The sequence below is a fragment of the Micromonospora maris AB-18-032 genome, from assembly GCF_000204155.1.
GTDB classification, from domain to species: Bacteria; Actinomycetota; Actinomycetes; order Mycobacteriales; family Micromonosporaceae; genus Micromonospora; species Micromonospora gifhornensis.
In genome coordinates, this window is sequence record NC_015434.1 from 6,234,683 (window position 1) to 6,253,760 (window position 19,078).

The following is a 19,078-nucleotide window of genomic DNA, read 5'->3' on the forward strand; positions in this document are numbered from 1 at the left end:
CGGCCATCCCCATACCCCCGTCGAGTTCCGCTATCCGTCGCGTACCCCGTGCCCCTGGTAGAGCACGGCGGCCGACGCGGTCGGCACGATGCGCGGCACCTGGCCGGACGGCGTCTCGATGCCGCGAGCCCGGCGGAGCAACCAGCGCAGCAGGCCGGGCACGGCCGGGCGGACGCCACGCACCCGCAGGTCCACCCCGTGTCGGGCGCACTCGGCGACCAACTCACGATCGTCCACGAACAACCGTGGGTCGTGGATGCCACGCGGCACGGTCGGCAGCCGCTCGGCGATCCGGACCGCGACCAGCCGACTCAGGGCGGTGTCGTTGAGCGTGTCGAGCACGAGCAGGCCGCCCGGTCGCAGCAACCGGCACGCCTGCGCGACCGCGGCGCGCCAGTCCGGGACGTGTTCCAGCAGCTCACCGGCGGCGACCACGTCGGCGCAGCCGTCGGCGAGCGGCACCGCCGTGGCGTCACCGTTGACCACTGTCACACCGTGGTCGGCCGCCTGGATCAGCGCCGAGCGGGTCAGGTCCACCCCGACATGCCGGTAACCCTTGCCGACCAGGTGCGGGGCGAGCAGTCCGGCACCGCAACCGAGGTCGACCAGGAGCGCGCCGGGACGCGCCGCCGGGGGCACCAGGGCCGCCCGAGCCTGGGCCAGCCAGTGCAGCATGGCGAAGGCGCCGTCCGGCCGCCACCATTCCCCGGCCAGGTCGTCGTACTGGCGCGGATCGTTGCGGGGCAGGCTCAGGCCGGCATCACGCATGACATCGAGCGTGGCACGACTGACGGGTAACGACCAGACTTCCGTTATGTCGTCGACGGTGTTAGGGCTGGTCAGGGCGAGCCATCCGGAGCCGACGGCGGCAGTCACCACAGTGGCCGCCCTGCTCGCCGTCGGCATCGGTCACCCGCCCCAGGGCATCGCCACGGTGGCGATCACCGTGGCGGCCAGTCAGTTCGCCGTCGGCTGGACCAACGATCTGGTCGACGCCGACCGGGACGCATTGGTCGGCCGCGCCGACAAACCTGTCGCGGCCGGGCTGGTCAGCCGCCGGCTGGTGGCGGTGGCCGCGGCGGTGGCCGCCACCACCACCGTCGCGCTGGCGCTGACCACGAACCCGGTGGCCGCGCTCTGCGCCACCATCGGGCTGGTCTCGGCCCTGCTCTACGACTGGCCGCTGAAGTCGACGGCGGTCTCGGTGCTGCCGTACGCGATCTCCTTCGGCGCGTTGCCCGCCTTCGTGGTCCTGGCCCTGCCCGGCGCACCCGCCCCGCCCCTCTGGCTGGTCGCCGCCGCAGCTCTGCTCGGCGCGGGCGCACACTTCGCCAACGTGCTGCCCGACTTCGCCGACGACGCCCGGACCGGAGTGCGCGGACTGCCACACCGGCTGGGTCCGGCGGGGAGCCGGTTGGCGGCCGTCGGGCTGCTGGTCGCGGCGACCGGCACGCTGGTGCTCGGCCCGCCCGGCCCGCCGTCGGGCGTGGGCCTCGCGACCGTCGCCGCCGCCCTGATGATCACCGCAAGCGCCTGGTACGCCGGTCGCAGCGCCGAACGAGCGGGTGTCCGCCCGGTGGCCGCCTTCCGGGCGATGATGTTGGTAGCGCTGATCGATGTCGTGCTGCTGGTCACGAGCGGTCGGCTGGTCTGAGCCTCACCCTGGCAGGTGGCTGCGCCGGGTCGGCGTGCGGGCCACGATCAGCTCCAACTACCCTGGAGCGCGGTCTGCGCGGGCATGGCCAGCGGGTCCGGCGGGTTAGCCGGGTAGTGATCGTGACGAGGAGGACCGACGTGACGCGCTCGATCAGGGGATCCCGGCGAGCTGCCGTACTGCTGCCCGGAATCGCGGCGGCAGCGGCGCTGCTGCTGTCCGGGTGCGGCGCCGGCCAGATCTCCGAGACGGCCAACAAGGTGCCGTCGGTCCAGGGCGTCAACCTTGAGGGCGCCGAGGGCAAGTACGGCGTGCTGGGCGTGCTGGTCGCGTACCCCGGCGTCGAGGGCTACCAGGCCGGCGACAACGCGGTGCTGAACGCGGTCTTCTACAACGACACGCACAACCCGGTCACCGTGACTGTCACCTCGCCGGACGCCCGCGAGGTCGTGCTCACCACGGTCCGCGCGGCGACCAGCCCGTCGCCCACCGCCAGCCCGTCGCCGACCGGCTCGCCCTCGCCGACCGGCTCCCCGTCGCCCGACGGCTCGCCCTCGCCGGACCCGACCTCGTCGCCGGACACCCAGCCGGCCCGGATCGAGATCCCGCCGCTGAGCTACGTGCAGCTGAACACCGAGGGTGACCGGGTGCTCCAGCTCATCGGGCTGAACGGGGCCCTGCTCGCGGGCCAGAACGTCACAGTCAACTTCGACTTCGGTGGCGGCGACCAGATCACCAGCCCGGCCCCGGTGGCCGTGCCGCTCACCCCGCCGCCGCCGCCCTCGCCCATCATCGAGCGGCACACCGAGTTCGAGGGCGAAGGCGGCCACTGACCCACCGGGCGGCAGGTCCCGCCCGACCGAATTTCGGCGCCGCCGGCGTGGTGACCCCATGCCGGCGGCGCCGTCGTCGTACCCGGGGGTTAGCGTCGCTGGGGTGAGCATCTCCCGATCGACTCCGGCCCGAGGCACCGCCGGTGGGCGCAGCAAGGCTGCCGGCCGCGAGCCCCGGCCCGCGTACGAGTGCGACGCCTGCGGCCACCAGCCACCGAAGTGGGTGGGACGCTGCCCCGAATGCGGCGAATGGGGTTCGGTGATCGAGTGCACGATCACCGGTCCCACCGTGTCGGGACGGGTGGTCAGCTCTCGGATGCCCGCCGAGCCGGCCCGGCCGATCGCCACCATCAGCGCGGCACCCGCCCGGGCCCGGCCCACCGGCGTCAGCGAGCTCGACCGGGTGCTCGGCGGCGGGTTGGTGCCGGGGGCGGTGGTGCTGCTCGCCGGTGAGCCCGGTGTCGGCAAGTCGACCCTGCTGCTCGACGTCGCCCAGCAGTGGGCGGCGGGCGCGGGCAGCCCGTCGCTGGTGGTCAGCGGCGAGGAGTCGGTCAGCCAGGTGCGGCTGCGGGCCGAACGGATGGGCACCCTGCACGACCAGCTCTACCTGGCCGCCGAGAGCGACCTGGCGGCGGTGCTCGGTCACCTCGACGCCGTCAAGCCCGGCCTGCTGGTGCTCGACTCGGTGCAGACCATCTCCACCACCGGCACCGAGGGGGTGCCCGGCGGGGTCACCCAGGTGCGGGCGGTCACCGCCGCGCTGGTCTCGGTCGCCAAGGAGCGCGGCATCGCCACCGTGCTGGTCGGCCACGTCACCAAGGACGGTCAGGTGGCCGGCCCTCGCGTGCTGGAGCACCTGGTCGACGTGGTGCTGCACTTCGAGGGCGACAAGCACTCGTCGCTGCGGATGGTGCGCGGGGTCAAGAACCGTTTCGGCGCGGCCGACGAGGTGGGCTGCTTCGAGATGCACGAGGGCGGCATCAGCAGCCTCGCCGACCCGTCCGGGCTGTTCCTCACCCGCTACGCCGAGCCGGTGCCGGGCACCTGCGTGACGGTGGCGATGGAGGGGCGGCGGGCTCTGGTCACCGAGGTGCAGGCGCTGATCGGTGCCACGGTGGCCGGCTCCCCCCGGCGTACGGTCTCCGGTCTGGACTCGGCCCGTCTGGCGATGGTGCTGGCGGTGCTGCAACGCCGCACCGAACGGCTCACCCTGCACGACCGGGAGGTCTTCGCGGCCACCGTCGGGGGCATCCGGGTGGTGGAGCCGGCGGCAGACCTGGCGGTCGCGCTCGCCGTCGCCTCCGGCGGCCTCAACCTGGCCATCGCACCCCACCTCGTGGCGATCGGCGAGGTCGGTCTGACCGGTGAGGTACGCCGGGTCGGCGCGGTGCCCCGCCGGCTGACCGAGGCGGCCCGGCTCGGCTTCCGGCTGGCCCTGGTGCCACCGGGCTGCGGGCCGACCAGCACCGGTGCCGGTCCCGACCAGATGCGGGTGATCGAGGTCGACAACGTCCGTTCGGCGCTTCAGGCGGCAGCCCGGGCATCGGCGGAATGAAAGCCACGTCCCGGGTGATTCCGCCCGGCCCGGACGGAGGGACGGATCGTGACACATCACAGTAACCACAGGAGCACCCACCGCACGGCAGTCCGTAGACTGTGCCCGTGCCAGTCGACCGCGATACCACCAAGCCTGCCGGCGCGACGCCCCACGCCCGCACCGGCGCCGTGGGCTCGCCCGCCCGTCCGATCAGCATCAGCGTGACCGGGGGTGGCAGCGCCGGCGATCCGCTGCGCGCCAATCTGGCCCTGATGGCACCCGGCACCGCACTGCGCGACGGTCTGGAACGCATCCTGCGCGGGCGGACGGGCGCGCTGATCGTGCTCGGCTACGACAAGGTGGTCGAAGGGCTGTGCACCGGCGGTTTTCCGCTCGACGTCGAGTTCTCCGCCACCCGGGTCCGCGAGCTGTGCAAGATGGATGGCGCGGTGGTGCTGTCCAGTGACGGCACCCGGATCGTCCGCGCCGCGGTGCACCTGATGCCCGATCCGACCATCCCGACGGAGGAGTCCGGCACCCGGCACCGCACCGCCGAGCGGGTCGCCCGGCAGACCGGCTACCCGGTGATCTCGGTCAGCCAGTCGATGCGGATCATCAGCCTCTACGTCAACGGGCAACGGCACGTGCTCGACGATTCGGCGGCGATCCTGTCCCGCGCCAACCAGGCGTTGGCCACCCTGGAGCGCTACAAGCTCCGGCTGGACGAGGTCTCCGGCACGCTCTCGGCGCTGGAGATCGAGGACCTGGTCACCGTACGTGACGCGGTGGCCGTGGTGCAGCGGCTGGAGATGGTCCGCCGGATCGCCGACGAGATCGCCGGCTACGTGGTGGAGCTGGGCACCGACGGCCGGTTGCTCGCCCTCCAGCTCGACGAGTTGATGGCCGGGGTGGACGCCGACCGTACGCTTGTCATCCGGGACTACCTGCCGACCGGTCGGAAGCCCCGCACGCTCGACGAGGCCCTGGTCGAGCTGGACCTGCTCACCGCCACCGAGCTGATCGACCTGGTCTCGGTCGCCAAGGCCATCGGCTACCCGGCCGCCTCCGACGCGCTGGACGCGGCGGTCAGCCCTCGCGGCTTCCGACTGCTGGCCAAGGTGCCCCGACTGCCGGTGGCCGTGGTGGACCGGCTGGTGGTGCACTTCGGCAGCCTCCAGCGGCTGCTCGGCGCCACCGTGGAGGACCTGCAGGCCGTCGAGGGCGTCGGCGACGCCCGGGCCCGAGGCGTACGCGAAGGGCTGTCCCGCCTCGCCGAGGCGTCCATCCTGGAGCGGTACGTCTGACGCTCGCTCAGTCGGTGAGGACGAGCTTGACCGGCTGGCTCAGCTTGGTGCCCACCCGAGCGAAGACCTCGTACGTCCCGGCGGGCGGGGTTTCCCCGCTCGCCAGCCCGTTGGCGCACCGGCTGCTGTCCTTGCCGTTCCAGCCCACCTGGTACGAACGCTCAAAGCCCGAGGTGAAGGACTGCACGTCCGACCCGGCGGCGGTGCCGCAGGTGTCCGACGACCAGACCACCTCGGCACCGGACTTGATGTAGATCTCCTGCGCGGTCGCACCGACATCCCGATTGCACGTCCGGTCCGCCCGGTTGCGGACCTTCAGGTGCAGGTCCACCGAGGCACCCCGGACCACCTTCGCCGGCAGCGCCACGGCGGTCACCGAGAGTTCCGCGTCCGTGCAGGTGCCCTCGTCGGCCACGGGTGCGACGGCCGGCGGGTTGTTGGTCAGGCTCGACCCGGGGCCGGGGGTCTCGGTCGGTGTGGCCGGACCGGCACCGGCGTCACCCGACGATGGCGGCGGCGAACCGGTCTGCGGAGTCAGCACCGAACCGGTGGGCTCCGGAGTGCCGGAGACGCCCGGATCGGGCTGATTGCCTCCGGTCGCATCGTTGCCGCCACGCGGGCCGTTGCACGAGTAGAGCAGCACAATCAGGAAAAGCAGGACCGCGCCGAGCACGACGGCGCGACGCCGCCAGTACACGGCGGGAGGCAGGGGGCCGACCGTCAGACGCATGATGCCCCCACCGTAGCGGCGTCGTGCGCGACGGACGGTAACGACGCGCCGAGGCAGACCGGAGCCATCGGAACACATCCTCCACTGTCGACAGACCCGACCCGGGGTCGTCACTCTTCGTACCGGCGCGGCCGGTTCAGAGGTAGACCTTGCGCTGGTAGATCGCGTGTGCGCCGGCCACCCGGTCCAGGAAGAGCAGCCCGGCGCAGTGGTCGATCTCGTGTTGCAGGGCGCGCGCCTCGAAACCGTCCGTCACCAGGCGGACCTGCTCGCCGCTGCCGGGCAACGCCCCTTCGACCACGAGCCGGCTGGCGCGCTTGACGTCCCCGGTGAGATCGGGAACCGACATGCACCCCTCCCGGCCCGCCTTCCATCGGGTCGCCTCGACCACTCGGGCGTTGCAGAGCACGAACGTGCCGTGCACGGTGACCGCCTTGGCGTGCCCCGTCACGTCCACCGCGAACACCTGCGCACCCACACCCACCTGAGGCGCGGCCAGCCCGACGCAGCCCGGCGACACCCGCATCGTGGCGACCAAGTCGGCCGCCAGCCGTACGGTCTCCTCGGCGGTCGGGTCGACCTGCGCACCGGCCCGGCTGAGCACCGGGTGCGGCGCGGAGACCACCGGCAACACCTGACCCGGGCCGAGCAGCTCCGGTGTCCAGTCACCGAGGCCCGTCGGTGTCTGCGGGTCCAGATCCGGCCCGCCCACCTGCCCGCTCACAGCAGATCCGGGTCAGCGGGACGGAGAGTGACTTCCACGCCCAGGCCGGCGGCGACCTCCGCCAGCTGGCCCGGAAGCGTGCCGGTGACGTCGGCCGGCAGATCGACCTCGGCGACGACCACGTAGAGCGATCCGACCAGCCGGGTGCTCAGGTCGGTGACGTTGCCGCCGGCCACGGTCACCGCGCGGGTCATCGCGGCCACGATGCCCATCCGGTCCGCGCCGTGCACCGACATGACATAGCGCTCACCGGTGGGCACGGTCTCCCCGTCCGGCCGCACCTGCCGTACGGTCGCCAGCAGCTGGCCGTCGGCGGTCAGTGGGCCCAGGGCGTCCTCGACCTCCGCGGCCGACGGACCGACGCAGATGAGGGTCATCGCGAAGTGCCCCCGTAGCCGGGTCATCGTGCTGTCGGTGAGGTTGGCCCCGAGCCGAGCGAGCACCTCGGCGACGTCGGCCACGATGCCGGGCCGGTCCCGGCCGATGACGGTGATCGCGAGCTCGTTCATCCGGGCATTCTCCCCGATCGTCAGTCGCCACTGGCCACGGCCCGCCCGGAGGTGTCCAATCGTGGGAACCGGCGCGCGTGACATCATCAGCGACGCGATGACGGAATCGACATTCGCCGGACTGGTGAGCCGGTGGTACGAACACAACGCCCGGGACCTGCCCTGGCGCAAACCCGACGTCAGCCCCTGGGCGATCCTGGTCAGCGAGGTGATGCTCCAGCAGACCCCGGTGGTCCGGGTGCTGCCCGCCTGGCACGCGTGGCTGGATCGCTGGCCCACCCCGGCCGCCCTGGCGCAGGACAGTCCGGCCGAGGCGATCCGGATGTGGGGACGGCTCGGCTATCCGCGGCGCGCCGTCCGGCTGCGCGACTGCGCGGTGGCGATCGTGGAGCGGCACGGTGGCGCGGTGCCGGACCGACTGGACCAACTGCTCGCCCTGCCGGGCGTCGGCACGTACACGGCCCGGGCGGTGGCTGCCTTCGCGTACGGTCAGCGGCATCCGGTGGTCGACACCAACGTACGCCGGGTGGTCTGCCGCGCGGTGGCCGGCGAGCCGGACGCCGGCCCGGCGACCCGCCCCGCCGACCTGGTCGCCACCGAGGAACTGCTGCCCGTCGAGCCGGCTGCCGCCGCTCTGGCCAGCGCCGCGATCATGGAGCTGGGAGCGCTGATCTGCACCGCCCGGTCACCCCGCTGCCCGGCCTGCCCGGTGGAGTCGATCTGCGCCTGGCGTGCCTCGGGCCGGGTCGCCCCGGCCGGGCCGACCCGGCGACCGCAGCGGTACGCGGGCACCGACCGCCAGGTACGCGGCCTGCTGCTCGGGGTGCTCCGGGAGGCGACCGGCCCGGTGCCGCACCAACGCCTGGACCAGGTCTGGGACGACGACGTGCAACGGGCTCGGGCGCTGGCCGGCCTGGTCACCGACGGCCTGGTCGAGCCGGTCGGCGAGGCGTCCTTCCGCCTGATCGGCGACGGCCCACCGGCACCCGTCCCGAGCTGAGCCCGGATCCGACGCGTCGGGGCCGGCCTCCGGATGGAGGCCGGCCCTGAATGTCTGGCGGATCAGACGGCTAGCGGATCAGGTGGCTGACGGGTCAGGCGGAGTAGCCGCGGGTGGCGACCCAGTCGGCCAACGCCTCGATGCCGATCCAGTACTCGGCCTTCGCCGGGTCGGCGGAGTCAGCGATCTTCGCCTGGGCGCCGCCGTCCCGGTAGCCGGTCACCGAGACGTAATGCCCGCCCTCGAAGGAGTGCGTCCCGCCGTCGAGGTCGAGCGCCGTGCCGGCGACGTTGGCCACCACGCTGCGCCCCTCGTCGACCGCGCGGACGATGTCGGCCCGCAACCGATCGGTCTCGGCACCGTCAGCGGCCCGGCCGGGGATCTCCACCGTGCGGTAGACGTCCTTACCGACCCGCTCGTTGAGCGCCTTGGTGATGTCGTACGCGGAGTCGGTGCCCCGCTCGGTGGTGCCCATCTCCCGGGCCAACTCGTCCTGCGGGACGTCCTTGTCCATGGCCGTCAGCGCGTTGCGCACTGCGGCCGGGCCACAGTAGTAGTAGTTGGGTTGCGCCTGATAGCGCACCTTGAGCTGCCGCTCACCCTTGGCGTGACCGCGGTCGGCGGCCTGCTGGCTGGGGTTCGGGGAAGCGGCGACTGCGCCGGTCGGACCGGCGACCACTCCACCAGCGACAACGGCACCGGCGACGGTCAGGGCGGCCTTGTAGATCAGAGTCGTCATGGTCATCGCCTTCCATCTCGGGGATCGACACGACACCCGGAAAGGGGAGGGGTGCGGAATCGCGTCGGAGGGAAGTAGCAGCATGCCTCGGCGTGATTCGGCAAGGCGGCTGTCGGACGGCAACGGCCTCACCCGGTGGGTGCCGTCGCGTACCCCTCGTACAACCGCTGTTGGTGGGCGCACATGCCCTGGCAAACCGTGACCGCCACCACAACATTGGCGGCTCTGCCCGACGCCTCGGAACGTCTGCCCGCCCATGGGGCCGGCCTGTCATTTTGTCCGGTATGAGACGGGTGCCGGATCAGAATCCGGTTTCGATGCCGCGCCGCAGAAACACGCCGGCCCGGTGGCAGATGCCACCGGGCCGGCGTCGATGTGAGCTGGTAGGACTCAGGCTGCTGTCTCGTCCGCACCGGTGGTAGCGGTGCCACCGAGATCAGCCGGGACGGCGTCCGGCACGTCGACCGGGCGCTCGGAGCCCTTGAAGACGAGCTTGGACTTGTCGATGTCGTTCGGGTCGCCCTCGCAGTCCACCACCACGATCTGACCCGGGATCAGCTCGTTGAACAGGATCCGCTCGGAGAGGTTGTCCTCGATGTCGCGCTGGATCGTGCGGCGCAGCGGCCGCGCGCCCAGCACCGGGTCGAAGCCCTTGGCAGCCAGGTACTTCTTGGCGTTGTCGGTCAGCTCAAGACCCATGTCCTTGTTCCGCAGCTGGGTCTCGATGCGGGCGATCATGATGTCGACGATCGACAGGATCTCCTGCTGACGCAGCTGGTGGAAGACGATGGTGTCGTCGATCCGGTTGAGGAACTCAGGCCGGAAGTGCTGCTTGAGCTCGTCGTTGACCTTCTGCTTCATCCGGTCGTAGTTCGACTCGGAGTCCTCCGAGGCCTGGAACCCGAGCGAGACCGCCTTGGCCACGTCCCGGGTGCCCAGGTTGGTGGTCAGGATGATGACCGTGTTCTTGAAGTCCACGATCCGACCCTGACCGTCGGTGAGCCGACCGTCCTCCAGGATCTGGAGCAGCGTGTTGAACACGTCCGGGTGGGCCTTCTCGATCTCGTCGAAGAGCACCACCGAGAACGGCCGACGCCGCACCTTCTCGGTCAGCTGGCCACCCTCGTCGTAGCCGACGTACCCGGGCGGGGCGCCGACGAGCCGGGAGACCGTGTAGCGGTCGTGGAACTCCGACATGTCCAGCTGGATGAGGGCGTCCTCGCTGCCGAACAGGAACTCGGCGAGCGCCTTGGACAGCTCGGTCTTACCCACACCGGACGGGCCGGCGAAGATGAACGAGCCCGACGGGCGCTTCGGGTCCTTCAGACCGGCGCGGGTACGCCGGATCGCCTTCGAGACCGCCTTGACCGCGTCCTCCTGGCCGATGACGCGCTTGTGCAGCTCGTCCTCCATGCGCAGCAGGCGCGAGGTCTCCTCCTCGGTCAGCTTGTAGACCGGGATGCCCGTCCAGTTGCCCAGCACCTCGGCGATCTGCTCGTCGTCGACCTCGCTGACGACGTCCAGGTCACCGGCCTTCCACTCCTTCTCCCGCTGCGCCTTCTGGCCCAGCAGCTGCTTCTCCTTGTCGCGCAGCTGGGCGGCGCGCTCGAAGTCCTGCGCGTCGATCGCGGACTCCTTGTCGCGACGCACCTGGGCGATGCGCTCGTCGAAGTCACGCAGGTCTGGCGGCGCGGTCATCCGGCGGATCCGCATCCGGGCACCCGCCTCGTCGATGAGGTCGATCGCCTTGTCCGGCAGGAACCGGTCGGAGATGTACCGGTCGGCAAGCGTCGCGGCAGCCACCAGCGCGGCGTCGGTGATGCTGACCCGGTGGTGCGCCTCGTAGCGGTCGCGCAGGCCCTTGAGGATCTCGATGGTGTGCGCCAGCGACGGCTCACCCACCTGGATCGGCTGGAACCGGCGCTCCAGCGCCGCGTCCTTCTCCAGGTGCTTGCGGTACTCGTCGAGGGTGGTCGCGCCGATGGTCTGCAGCTCGCCACGGGCCAGCATCGGCTTGAGGATGCTCGCCGCGTCGATCGCGCCCTCGGCGGCACCCGCACCCACCAGGGTGTGGATCTCGTCGATGAACAGGATGATGTCGCCGCGGGTGCGGATCTCCTTGAGTACCTTCTTCAGGCGCTCCTCGAAGTCACCGCGGTAACGGGAGCCGGCCACCAGCGCGCCCAGGTCGAGCGTGTAGAGCTGCTTGTCCTTGAGCGTCTCGGGCACCTCGCCCTTGATGATCTTCTGGGACAGCCCCTCGACCACGGCGGTCTTGCCGACGCCGGGCTCACCGATCAGGACCGGGTTGTTCTTGGTACGGCGGGAGAGCACCTGCATCACCCGCTCGATTTCCTTCTCGCGCCCGATCACCGGGTCGAGCTTGCCCTCGCGGGCCGCCTGGGTCAGGTTCCGGCCGAACTGGTCCAGCACCAGGCTGGTCGACGGCGCGGCCTCACCCGGCGCGGTGCCTGCCGCGGCCGGCTCCTTGCCCTGGTAGCCGGAGAGCAGCTGGATGACCTGCTGGCGGACCCGGTTCAGGTCGGCGCCGAGCTTGACCAGCACCTGGGCGGCGACACCCTCGCCCTCGCGGATCAGGCCGAGCAGGATGTGCTCGGTGCCGATGTAGTTGTGGCCGAGCTGCAGCGCCTCGCGCAGCGACAGCTCCAGCACCTTCTTGGCCCGCGGCGTGAACGGGATGTGCCCGCTCGGTGCCTGCTGGCCCTGGCCGATGATCTCCTCCACCTGCTGGCGGACGCCCTCCAGGGAGATCCCGAGGCTCTCCAGGGCCTTGGCCGCGACGCCCTCACCCTCGTGGATCAGGCCCAACAGGATGTGTTCCGTACCGATGTAGTTGTGGTTGAGCATCCGGGCCTCTTCTTGGGCCAGGACGACAACCCGTCGCGCTCGGTCGGTGAACCGCTCGAACATGCCCTCGTGCTCCTCACGTGCCGTGCGCACTCGATCTTGGTGGTCAAGACTCTCGGCGGGGCCGGTGCGCGAGCGCCCGGGACGGGCGTCCGCGCCTCATTACTCTATCGCCGCGAACCGGCTCGGCTGACCTCGTGTGTCTGCGCGGTGGGCCCGGTACGCGTCGTTTTGCACAACCCTCCGCGCTCAGCGGGTGTTCCGGGCGGGGGGTCTGTACGCGCAGAGCGAAATTCGGCGGACAGCCGCAAGCCACCGGAACCATGCACGGAGGGGCCCCGGAGACCGGACGGCATCCCTTCCGACGCCATCCACAGGGTGTGGACAACACATCCACCGGCTGTGGACAACGCCCGACCCGTCGGCTTTAGTCCCCGCGGCCGGGCCGGAAACGACGCCGACGCCGGCCCGGAATGTTCCTCCGGGCCGGCGTCGGCCGATGACCTTCGCAGGAGTCGTCTCAGTGCCCCGCCTTGGCGTGGTACTCGTCGACGATCTCCTGCGGGATGCGACCCCGGTCGGAGATGTCCTTGCCGGCCTTGCGCGCCCAGGCCCGGATGGCCTTGTTCTGCTCGCGGTCGGCGGTGGCTCCACCCCGACCACGGGCGGCGCGCCCACCGACGACCACACCGCCACGGCCCACCTTGGTGCCGTGCGCGATGTACTGCGCGAATGCATCACGCAATTTGTCGGCGTTGGAACTCGACAGGTCGATCTCGTACTGAACGCCGTCGAGGGCGAACTTGACGGTCTCGTCCGCGTCCCCGCCGTCCAGGTCATCGACCAGCTTGTGAATGATCTGCTTGGCCACGTCCCACATTCCTTTCGAGCAGGGCTGATACTGCCATCTGCGACAGCAACAATAACCTGTCAGATGCTTGTCACGTCAATAGGACGCGGTAACGAGCCGACGAGTTCCGTACGACTACTCCGGGCGAACCAACGGGAACAGGATGGTTTCCCGAATTCCCAGGCCGGTCAGCGCCATCAGGAGTCGATCGATTCCCATTCCCATGCCACCGGCCGGCGGCATTCCATACTCCATGGCCCGGAGAAAGTCCTCGTCCAGCCGCATCGCCTCATCGTCGCCACGAGCGGCCAGTTGCGCCTGGGCGAGCAGCCGTTCCCGCTGCACCACCGGATCGACCAACTCCGAGTACGCGGTGGCCAACTCGAACCCGAACACATACAGGTCCCACTTCTCGGCCACGCCCGGCTCACTGCGATGTCCACGGGTCAGCGGGCTGGTCTCCTCCGGATAGTCGCGCACGAAAGTGGGTGCCTGAAGCCCGGGCACGACCAACTCCTCGAACAACTCCTCGGCCAACTTGCCCGGCCCCCACTTGGGGTCGACGCTTACGCCGACCTTGTCCGCGTACTCGACGAGACGGGCCCGTTCGGTGCGGACCGTGACCTCCTCGCCGAGCGCATCGGAAAGCACACCGAAGAGGCTCACCGAACGCCACTCGCCGCCCAGGTCGAACTCCTGACCGTCGGCGTGCGTCACCACGGTCGACCCGGTTGCCGCGATCGCCGCCTGCTGTATGAGATTCCGGGTCAACTCGGCCATCGTGTTGTAGTCGCCGTACGCCTGGTACGCCTCGAGCATCGCGAACTCCGGTGAGTGCGAAGAGTCGATGCCCTCATTACGGAAGTTACGGTTGATCTCGAACACCCGCTCGACGCCACCCACCACAGCGCGCTTGAGAAAAAGTTCCGGCGCGATTCGTAGATACAGGTCGGTGTCGAGTGCATTGCTGTGGGTCACGAAAGGCCGGGCCGCCGCACCGCCGTGCAGCAACTGAAGCATCGGGGTCTCGACCTCGATGAATCCCTTGTCGTGCAGCAAATCGCGCAGACTGCGCACCGCAGCCGCCCGGGTACGCACCATCTGGCGCGCCTGAGGGCGGACGATCAGGTCGACGTAACGCTGCCGTACCCGGGCTTCCTCACTGAGTGGCTTGTGCGCCACCGGCAGCGGGCGCAGGGCCTTGGCGGTGACCGCCCACTCCTCGGCGAGCACCGACAGCTCACCCCGCCGGCTGGTGATCACCTCGCCGGTGATGCCGACCAGGTCCCCGAGGTCGATCAGGCGCTTCCAGTCGTCCAGCCGCTCCGCGCCGACCCGGTCCAGCGACAGCATGGCCTGCAGTTCCGTGCCGTCGCCGTCCCGCAGAGTGGCGAAGCAGAGCTTGCCGGTGTTCCGTACGAAGATCACCCGGCCGGTGACCGAGACCCGGTCGCCGGTCGCCGTGTCGGTGGGCAGTTCCGCGTAGCGCTCCCGCACCTCGGCGAGGCTGCTGGTGCGCGGGAAGCTGACCGGGTAGGGCTCGACCCCGTCGGCGAGCATCCGCTCCCGCTTCTCCCGGCGGACCTTCATCTGCTCGGGAAGGTCGTCGGCGGGGTCGACTGGCACGGGGCTCTGCTGGGTCACGGCACGCTTCCTCAGAGGGAGAATTCGGACGGGGTCAAGCCCAGAGCGTACTCAAGCCCCCGAACCCCCGTTACCGGATAACCCGCCCCCATGACCAACCCCACCACCACCCCTTGGAGAAGCCCGCAAGGAACGGCTGAACCCCACGCACCGAGGGGTTTCCGGGCAGCCCGACCGGCGCAGGGATCAAGCCTGACCGCCCGGAGCCGGTCGGGCTGCCCGGAAACCCCACCCACAACAGATCAGACGTTCCGCTCATAGACCATGCGCAACCCCATCAACGTGATCATCGGCTCGTGATGGGTGATCGTCCGGCACTCGTTGAGCACCAACGGCGCCAGCCCACCCGTGGCGATCACCGCCTTCAGCTCGCCCATCTCCTCGGCCATCCGCTCGACGATCCGGTCCACCTGCCCGGCGAAGCCGAAGTAGAGCCCGGCCTGCAAACACTCCACGGTGTTCTTGCCGATCACCGACCGCGGCTTGGTCGCCTCGACCTTGCGGAGTTGGGCGGCGCGGGCCGCCAGCGCGTCGAAGGAGATCTCGATGCCCGGCGCGAACGCGCCGCCGAGGAACTCACCACGACCGCTGATCACGTCGAAGTTGGTGGTGGTGCCGAAGTCGACCACGATCGACGGGCCGCCGTAGAGGGTGTACGCGGCCAGCGTGTTCACCACCCGGTCGGAGCCGACCTCCTTCGGGTTGTCGATGGCCAGTTGCACGCCGGTGCGTACCCCCGGCTCCACGATCACGCTCGGCAGTTCCCCGTAGTAGCGGGTCAGCATGGTCCGCAGCGACCGCAGCGCGGCCGGCACGGTCGAGCAGGCCGCCACCCCGGTGATCTCGACGGCGTCTCCGGCGAGCAACCCTCGGAACATCAGCCCCAGCTCGTCGGCGGTCGAGCGGGCGTCGGTCTTGATCCGCCAGGAGTGCACCAACTGGTCGCCGTCGAAGGTCGCCAGCACGGTGTTGGTGTTCCCGATGTCGATGCAGAGCAGCACGCCACGCAGCCTAGACGGCCGGTCCTGCGGGGCTCACTCCGTACGCAGGTCCAGAGCGATGTCCAGGATCGGCGAGGAGTGGGTGAGCGCGCCGACGGAGAGGAAGTCCACGCCGGTCGCCCCGACCTCGGCGGCGTCGGCGAGGGTCAGCCCGCCGGTCGCCTCCAGCTCGGCGCGGTCACCGACGGCCGCCACCACCTCGGTGAGCAGCTGCGGGGACATGTTGTCCAGCAGCAGGAACTTCGCGCCGGCCTCGACCGCCTCCACCGCCTCGGCGAGGGTGTCCACCTCCACCTGCACCGGTACGTCCGGGAAGGTATCGCGGACCCGCCGGTAGGCCGCCGTGATCCCGCCGGCGGCGTACTTGTGGTTGTCCTTGATCATGGCGACGTCGTACAGGCCCATCCGCTTGTTCGTGCCGCCGCCCGCGCGGACCGCGTACTTCTCCAGCATCCGCAGGCCCGGCGTGGTCTTGCGGGTGTCCAGGACCATCGCCTTGCTGCCGGCCAGGGCGTCCGCCCAGGCCCGGGTGTGGGTGGCCACCCCGGACATCCGGCTGAGCAGGTTGAGCGCGGTGCGTTCGGCGGTGAGCAGCACCCGGGTGGGGCCGGTCACCGTCGCCAGCACGTCGCCGCGGGCCACCCGATCGCCGTCGCGGGCCACCACGGACACCTCGACGGTACGACCACCGCCGGTCAGCTCGTCGGCCAGCTCGAAGACGGCGGCGGCCACGGCCAGCCCGGCCACCACCCCGTCGGCCCGAGCCACCACGTCGACGGTGTCGGTCTGCGTCGCCGGGATGGTCGCCACGCTTGTGACGTCGAGCAGGTCCGGGCCGAGATCCTCGACCAGCGCGGTCTCGATGATCCGGCGCACCTGCTCGGGCGCCAGCCCGGCCGCGCGCAGCAGTGTCTGAGTCGCCGCGCTCATGCCCACCCCCGCGGCACCGTTGTCGTTCATCGTGTCTCCTCCCACCGCATGGCCAGCCGGTTCTGCGTCCCGATCGCGCCGACCAGGTGGCCGTGCCACCGCGCATCGGCCGACGGGTGGTCCTCCCGCCAGTGACAGCCCCGGGTCTCCTGCCGGGCGTACGCCGCAGCGACAAGCATCGTCGCCACCGTCAGCAGGTTCGTCGCCTCCCAGTCGGCGGTACGAGGCGTACCGCGACCCGCACCCAGCTCGACCAGTTCGGCGGCGGTCCCGGCGAGCGTCGCCGACGAGCGGAGCACGCCCGCGCCCCGGGTCATCGCCCGTTGCAGGACGGGTGTGGCCGCAGCCGGCAGCACCCAGCCGTCGCCACCGCGCCAGGCCCCGGTCTCCGCCGGGCGGGCCTGCTCGGGCAGTCCGGCGGCGATGTGGTCGGCGATCCGCCGGGAGAAGACCAGCCCTTCCAGCAGTGAGTTGCTGGCCAGCCGGTTCGCGCCGTGCACGCCGGTGCAGGCGACCTCGCCGCAGGCGTACAGGCCGGGGATGGAGGTGCGACCGTGCAGATCGGTACGGACGCCGCCCGAGGCGTAGTGGGCGGCGGGCGCCACCGGGATCAGATCCACGCCCGGATCCACGCCGATGGCCAGGCAGGAGGCGACGATGGTGGGAAACCGGCGAGCCAGGAAGTCGCCGCCGAGATGGCGGGCGTCGAGGTAGACGTGGTCGGCACCGGTGGCCAGCAGCACCCGGTGGATGCCCTTGGCCACCACGTCCCGGGGGGCCAGCTCCGCCAGTTCGTGCTGACCGAGCATGAACCGCTTGCCGTCGGCGTCCACCAGGTGCGCGCCCTCGCCCCGCAGCGCCTCGGAGACCAGCGGCTGCTGGGCGTGGCCGTCGCCGGGCGTACGGGCCTGCTCGGGCACGATCAGCGCGGTCGGGTGGAACTGCACGAACTCCACGTCGGTGACCGCGGCACCGGCCCGCATGGCCAGGGCCACCCCGTCACCGGTGGAGACCGCGGGGTTGGTGGTCGCCGCGAAGACCTGCCCCATCCCGCCGGTGGCCAGCACCACGGCCCGGCTCAGGATGGCGCCCACGCCGTCCTCGCTGCCCTCACCGAGCACGTGCAGGGTGATGCCGCAGGCCCTGCCGAGCCCGTCGGGGCCGTCACCGGGGGCGCGGAGCAGATCCAAGACCAGCGCGTGCTCGACCAACCGGATCCACGGGTCGCGGCGGACCGCCTCGTGCAGGGCCCGCTGGACCTCAGCGCCGGTCGCGTCGCCGCCGGCGTGCACGATCCGGTCCGCCCGGTGCCCGCCTTCCCGGGTCAGCATCAACGAGCCGTCGGGGTTGCGGTCGAAGGCGGCGCCGATGCGGATGAGTTCCCGCAGCCGGGTCGGCCCCTCCTCCACCAGTACACCGACCGCCGCCGGGTCGCAGAGCCCGACGCCGGCGATCTCGGTGTCGGAGGCGTGCATCGCCGGGGTGTCCGCCGGGTCGAGCACCGCTGCGATGCCGCCCTGAGCCCAGCGGGTCGAGCCCTCGTCGATGTTCACCTTGGTGACCACGGTGACGTGCAGGCCGGCCTCGCGCAGGTGCAACGCGGCGGTCAGCCCGGCCACCCCGGAGCCGACCACGATCACGTCGGTCGTCTCCACCCAACCCGGCGCTGGAGCGGACAGCAGGCGGGGCAGCGCCGGCAGGCCGACGGTCGGTAGCTCCATCCCCTCAGTCAACCCGAACGTCACTCGGCTCGGGCGGCGGGGGCGGGACGAGTGGTTCCCGCTACTTCGTCCGAACCGGCAGACCGGCCGGACCGGCCCCCTTGAGCGAGCCGGTCACCTGCCGGTCACTGAGCCAGAGGTAGCACCGCACCCCCCGGTCACCGGCCCGCCACCGACCGGCGCTGGGCGGGCGGACCACCAGGTCGGTGCGGTAGAGCAGGTCGGTGCTGTCCGGCAGACCGGCGTAGCGGGCGAGGACCGTACGACAGCCGGCGTAGAACGGCGCCCACTCCGCGCCGTTCGCCGGGTACGGGCGGTCAGGTGCCTGCCACACCCCGGCGAACTCGGCGTTGTGGCGCTCGGCGCAGTCCACCTGCACCAGGGCCTGCACCACCCCGGAGCGATTGGTACGGGCCTGTTGACACCCCAACCAGAGCGGTGACGGTGGCCGCAGGGCGTTGCGCAGCGAGCCGCTGCGGGTCACCACCTTGGCTCCCGCCTCGGCGGTGGTCACCTCCATCAGGTCGCAGCGGTACCAGCGCGACCCGGCGGCCCAGCCGGCCCCGGAGGGCACCGCCACCGCCAGTCGCAGCCGGCCGGCCCGCCAGTTGTCCCCGACGTAGCCGTTGGTCCGCTGGTCACAGTCGGCGAAGGCGGTACGCAGTTCGGGTGAGGCGATCGGCGGCGGTTCGTTGCGTTCGGCGGTGAAGACCCCGACGTGCACCGTCTCCACCCGGTGCGGTGTGGCGCAGTCCACCGGCGCGTACGCCGCCACCGGCACCGCGTCGGCGAAGTCCGCCTCGTGGCAGACCTCGGCCGCCGGGGTGAACGCGCCGGGCGCGGCCATGGCCGGCCAGTCGTCGGTCAGGTCGCCGTCGAGCCCGTGCGACGCACCGCAGCCCGCCAGCACCGCCGCGACGGCCAGGGCCGCGGTCAGGGTTCTCGTCGCACGCTGCATGACGCCGCCTCCCCCAGCCAGCGGCCGTCCCCCGACGGCGGTCACAGCGTAACCAGAAATGACCTTCCGGTGACAG

General features: G+C 71.2%; 17 protein-coding genes. 5 read left to right on the plus strand and 12 right to left on the minus strand.

Annotation, left to right across the window (positions count from 1 at the left end):
- Positions 1 to 30: 30 nt before the first annotated feature.
- Positions 31 to 768: a methyltransferase domain-containing protein gene (locus VAB18032_RS27675; protein WP_013736243.1), complete on the minus strand. Its 738-nt coding sequence runs from the start codon at positions 766 to 768 to the stop codon at positions 31 to 33.
- On the opposite strand from VAB18032_RS27675, the gene VAB18032_RS27680 reads away from it, so the two are divergent.
- The 4 genes from VAB18032_RS27680 (at position 767) to disA (ending at position 5,328) form a co-directional block, all read left to right on the plus strand.
- Entirely contained in the window at positions 767 to 1,654 is an 888-nt protein-coding gene (locus tag VAB18032_RS27680; RefSeq protein ID WP_050814660.1) for a UbiA family prenyltransferase, read from the plus strand. The genes VAB18032_RS27675 and VAB18032_RS27680 overlap by 2 nt on opposite strands.
- A 140-nt stretch (positions 1,655 to 1,794) precedes the next feature.
- Complete coding sequence (locus VAB18032_RS27685; RefSeq protein ID WP_043722147.1) at positions 1,795 to 2,487, plus strand: hypothetical protein; 693 nt, start codon at positions 1,795 to 1,797, stop codon at positions 2,485 to 2,487.
- A 103-nt stretch (positions 2,488 to 2,590) separates the two neighbouring features.
- A complete protein-coding gene (gene radA, locus VAB18032_RS27690) occupies positions 2,591 to 4,042 on the plus strand; it encodes a DNA repair protein RadA (protein WP_043722151.1) in 1,452 nt (483 codons plus the stop codon).
- A gap of 107 nt (positions 4,043 to 4,149) precedes the next feature.
- On the plus strand, positions 4,150 to 5,328 hold the full coding sequence (disA, locus tag VAB18032_RS27695) for a DNA integrity scanning diadenylate cyclase DisA (RefSeq protein ID WP_013736247.1): 1,179 nt from the start codon (positions 4,150 to 4,152) through the stop codon (positions 5,326 to 5,328).
- 7 nt (positions 5,329 to 5,335) lie between these two features.
- On the opposite strand, the gene VAB18032_RS27700 is transcribed toward disA, so the two are convergent.
- The 3 genes from VAB18032_RS27700 to VAB18032_RS27710 all read right to left on the minus strand — a co-directional run bounded on the left by VAB18032_RS27700 (position 5,336) and on the right by VAB18032_RS27710 (position 7,291).
- On the minus strand, positions 5,336 to 6,058 hold the full coding sequence (locus VAB18032_RS27700) for a hypothetical protein (protein ID WP_013736248.1): 723 nt from the start codon (positions 6,056 to 6,058) through the stop codon (positions 5,336 to 5,338).
- 136 nt (positions 6,059 to 6,194) lie between these two features.
- Positions 6,195 to 6,755, minus strand: coding sequence for a peptide deformylase (locus tag VAB18032_RS27705; protein ID WP_043725914.1), 561 nt, complete (start codon positions 6,753 to 6,755; stop codon positions 6,195 to 6,197).
- Positions 6,756 to 6,778: 23 nt separating this feature from the next.
- Positions 6,779 to 7,291 (minus strand): glycine cleavage system transcriptional repressor, encoded by a 513-nt coding sequence (locus VAB18032_RS27710; RefSeq protein WP_013736250.1) that lies wholly within the window; start codon positions 7,289 to 7,291, stop codon positions 6,779 to 6,781.
- A gap of 97 nt (positions 7,292 to 7,388) precedes the next feature.
- On the opposite strand from VAB18032_RS27710, the gene VAB18032_RS27715 reads away from it, so the two are divergent.
- The gene (locus VAB18032_RS27715; protein WP_043725917.1) at positions 7,389 to 8,291 is read left to right on the plus strand and encodes an HhH-GPD family protein; all 903 of its coding nucleotides are present in this window, start codon (positions 7,389 to 7,391) and stop codon (positions 8,289 to 8,291) included.
- A gap of 94 nt (positions 8,292 to 8,385) precedes the next feature.
- On the opposite strand, the gene VAB18032_RS27720 is transcribed toward VAB18032_RS27715, so the two are convergent.
- The 8 genes from VAB18032_RS27720 to VAB18032_RS27755 all read right to left on the minus strand — a co-directional run bounded on the left by VAB18032_RS27720 (position 8,386) and on the right by VAB18032_RS27755 (position 19,002).
- Positions 8,386 to 9,036, minus strand: coding sequence for a C39 family peptidase (locus VAB18032_RS27720; protein ID WP_013736252.1), 651 nt, complete (start codon positions 9,034 to 9,036; stop codon positions 8,386 to 8,388).
- Positions 9,037 to 9,420: 384 nt separating this feature from the next.
- Entirely contained in the window at positions 9,421 to 11,961 is a 2,541-nt protein-coding gene (locus VAB18032_RS27725; RefSeq protein ID WP_013736253.1) for an ATP-dependent Clp protease ATP-binding subunit, read from the minus strand.
- Positions 11,962 to 12,418: 457 nt separating this feature from the next.
- On the minus strand, positions 12,419 to 12,769 hold the full coding sequence (locus VAB18032_RS27730) for a histone-like nucleoid-structuring protein Lsr2 (protein WP_013736254.1): 351 nt from the start codon (positions 12,767 to 12,769) through the stop codon (positions 12,419 to 12,421).
- A gap of 114 nt (positions 12,770 to 12,883) precedes the next feature.
- Positions 12,884 to 14,392 (minus strand): lysine--tRNA ligase, encoded by a 1,509-nt coding sequence (lysS, locus tag VAB18032_RS27735; RefSeq protein ID WP_013736255.1) that lies wholly within the window; start codon positions 14,390 to 14,392, stop codon positions 12,884 to 12,886.
- 242 nt (positions 14,393 to 14,634) lie between these two features.
- Positions 14,635 to 15,393 (minus strand): type III pantothenate kinase, encoded by a 759-nt coding sequence (locus VAB18032_RS27740; RefSeq protein ID WP_013736256.1) that lies wholly within the window; start codon positions 15,391 to 15,393, stop codon positions 14,635 to 14,637.
- A 33-nt stretch (positions 15,394 to 15,426) separates the two neighbouring features.
- Positions 15,427 to 16,323 (minus strand): carboxylating nicotinate-nucleotide diphosphorylase, encoded by an 897-nt coding sequence (nadC, locus tag VAB18032_RS27745; RefSeq protein ID WP_043725923.1) that lies wholly within the window; start codon positions 16,321 to 16,323, stop codon positions 15,427 to 15,429.
- A gap of 26 nt (positions 16,324 to 16,349) precedes the next feature.
- The gene (locus VAB18032_RS27750) at positions 16,350 to 18,044 is read right to left on the minus strand and encodes an L-aspartate oxidase (RefSeq protein ID WP_013736258.1); all 1,695 of its coding nucleotides are present in this window, start codon (positions 18,042 to 18,044) and stop codon (positions 16,350 to 16,352) included.
- A 61-nt stretch (positions 18,045 to 18,105) separates the two neighbouring features.
- Entirely contained in the window at positions 18,106 to 19,002 is an 897-nt protein-coding gene (locus VAB18032_RS27755) for a septum formation family protein (RefSeq protein WP_013736259.1), read from the minus strand.
- Between the last annotated feature and the right edge of the window lie 76 nt (positions 19,003 to 19,078).

Excerpts from the sequence above, each read along its gene's own strand:
- VAB18032_RS27680 (WP_050814660.1), top strand. The coding sequence starts at position 767 with ATGACATCGAGCGTGGCACGACTGACGGGTAACGACCAGACTTCCGTT.
- VAB18032_RS27675 (WP_013736243.1), bottom strand. The coding sequence starts at position 768 with ATGCGTGATGCCGGCCTGAGCCTGCCCCGCAACGATCCGCGCCAGTAC.
- VAB18032_RS27700 (WP_013736248.1), bottom strand. The coding sequence starts at position 6,058 with ATGCGTCTGACGGTCGGCCCCCTGCCTCCCGCCGTGTACTGGCGGCGT.
- VAB18032_RS27710 (WP_013736250.1), bottom strand. The coding sequence starts at position 7,291 with ATGAACGAGCTCGCGATCACCGTCATCGGCCGGGACCGGCCCGGCATC.
- VAB18032_RS27715 (WP_043725917.1), top strand. The coding sequence starts at position 7,389 with ATGACGGAATCGACATTCGCCGGACTGGTGAGCCGGTGGTACGAACAC.
- VAB18032_RS27720 (WP_013736252.1), bottom strand. The coding sequence starts at position 9,036 with ATGACCATGACGACTCTGATCTACAAGGCCGCCCTGACCGTCGCCGGT.
- VAB18032_RS27725 (WP_013736253.1), bottom strand. The coding sequence starts at position 11,961 with ATGTTCGAGCGGTTCACCGACCGAGCGCGACGGGTTGTCGTCCTGGCC.
- nadC (WP_043725923.1), bottom strand. The coding sequence starts at position 16,323 with ATGAGCGCGGCGACTCAGACACTGCTGCGCGCGGCCGGGCTGGCGCCC.
- VAB18032_RS27750 (WP_013736258.1), bottom strand. The coding sequence starts at position 18,044 with ATGGAGCTACCGACCGTCGGCCTGCCGGCGCTGCCCCGCCTGCTGTCC.
- VAB18032_RS27755 (WP_013736259.1), bottom strand. The coding sequence starts at position 19,002 with ATGCAGCGTGCGACGAGAACCCTGACCGCGGCCCTGGCCGTCGCGGCG.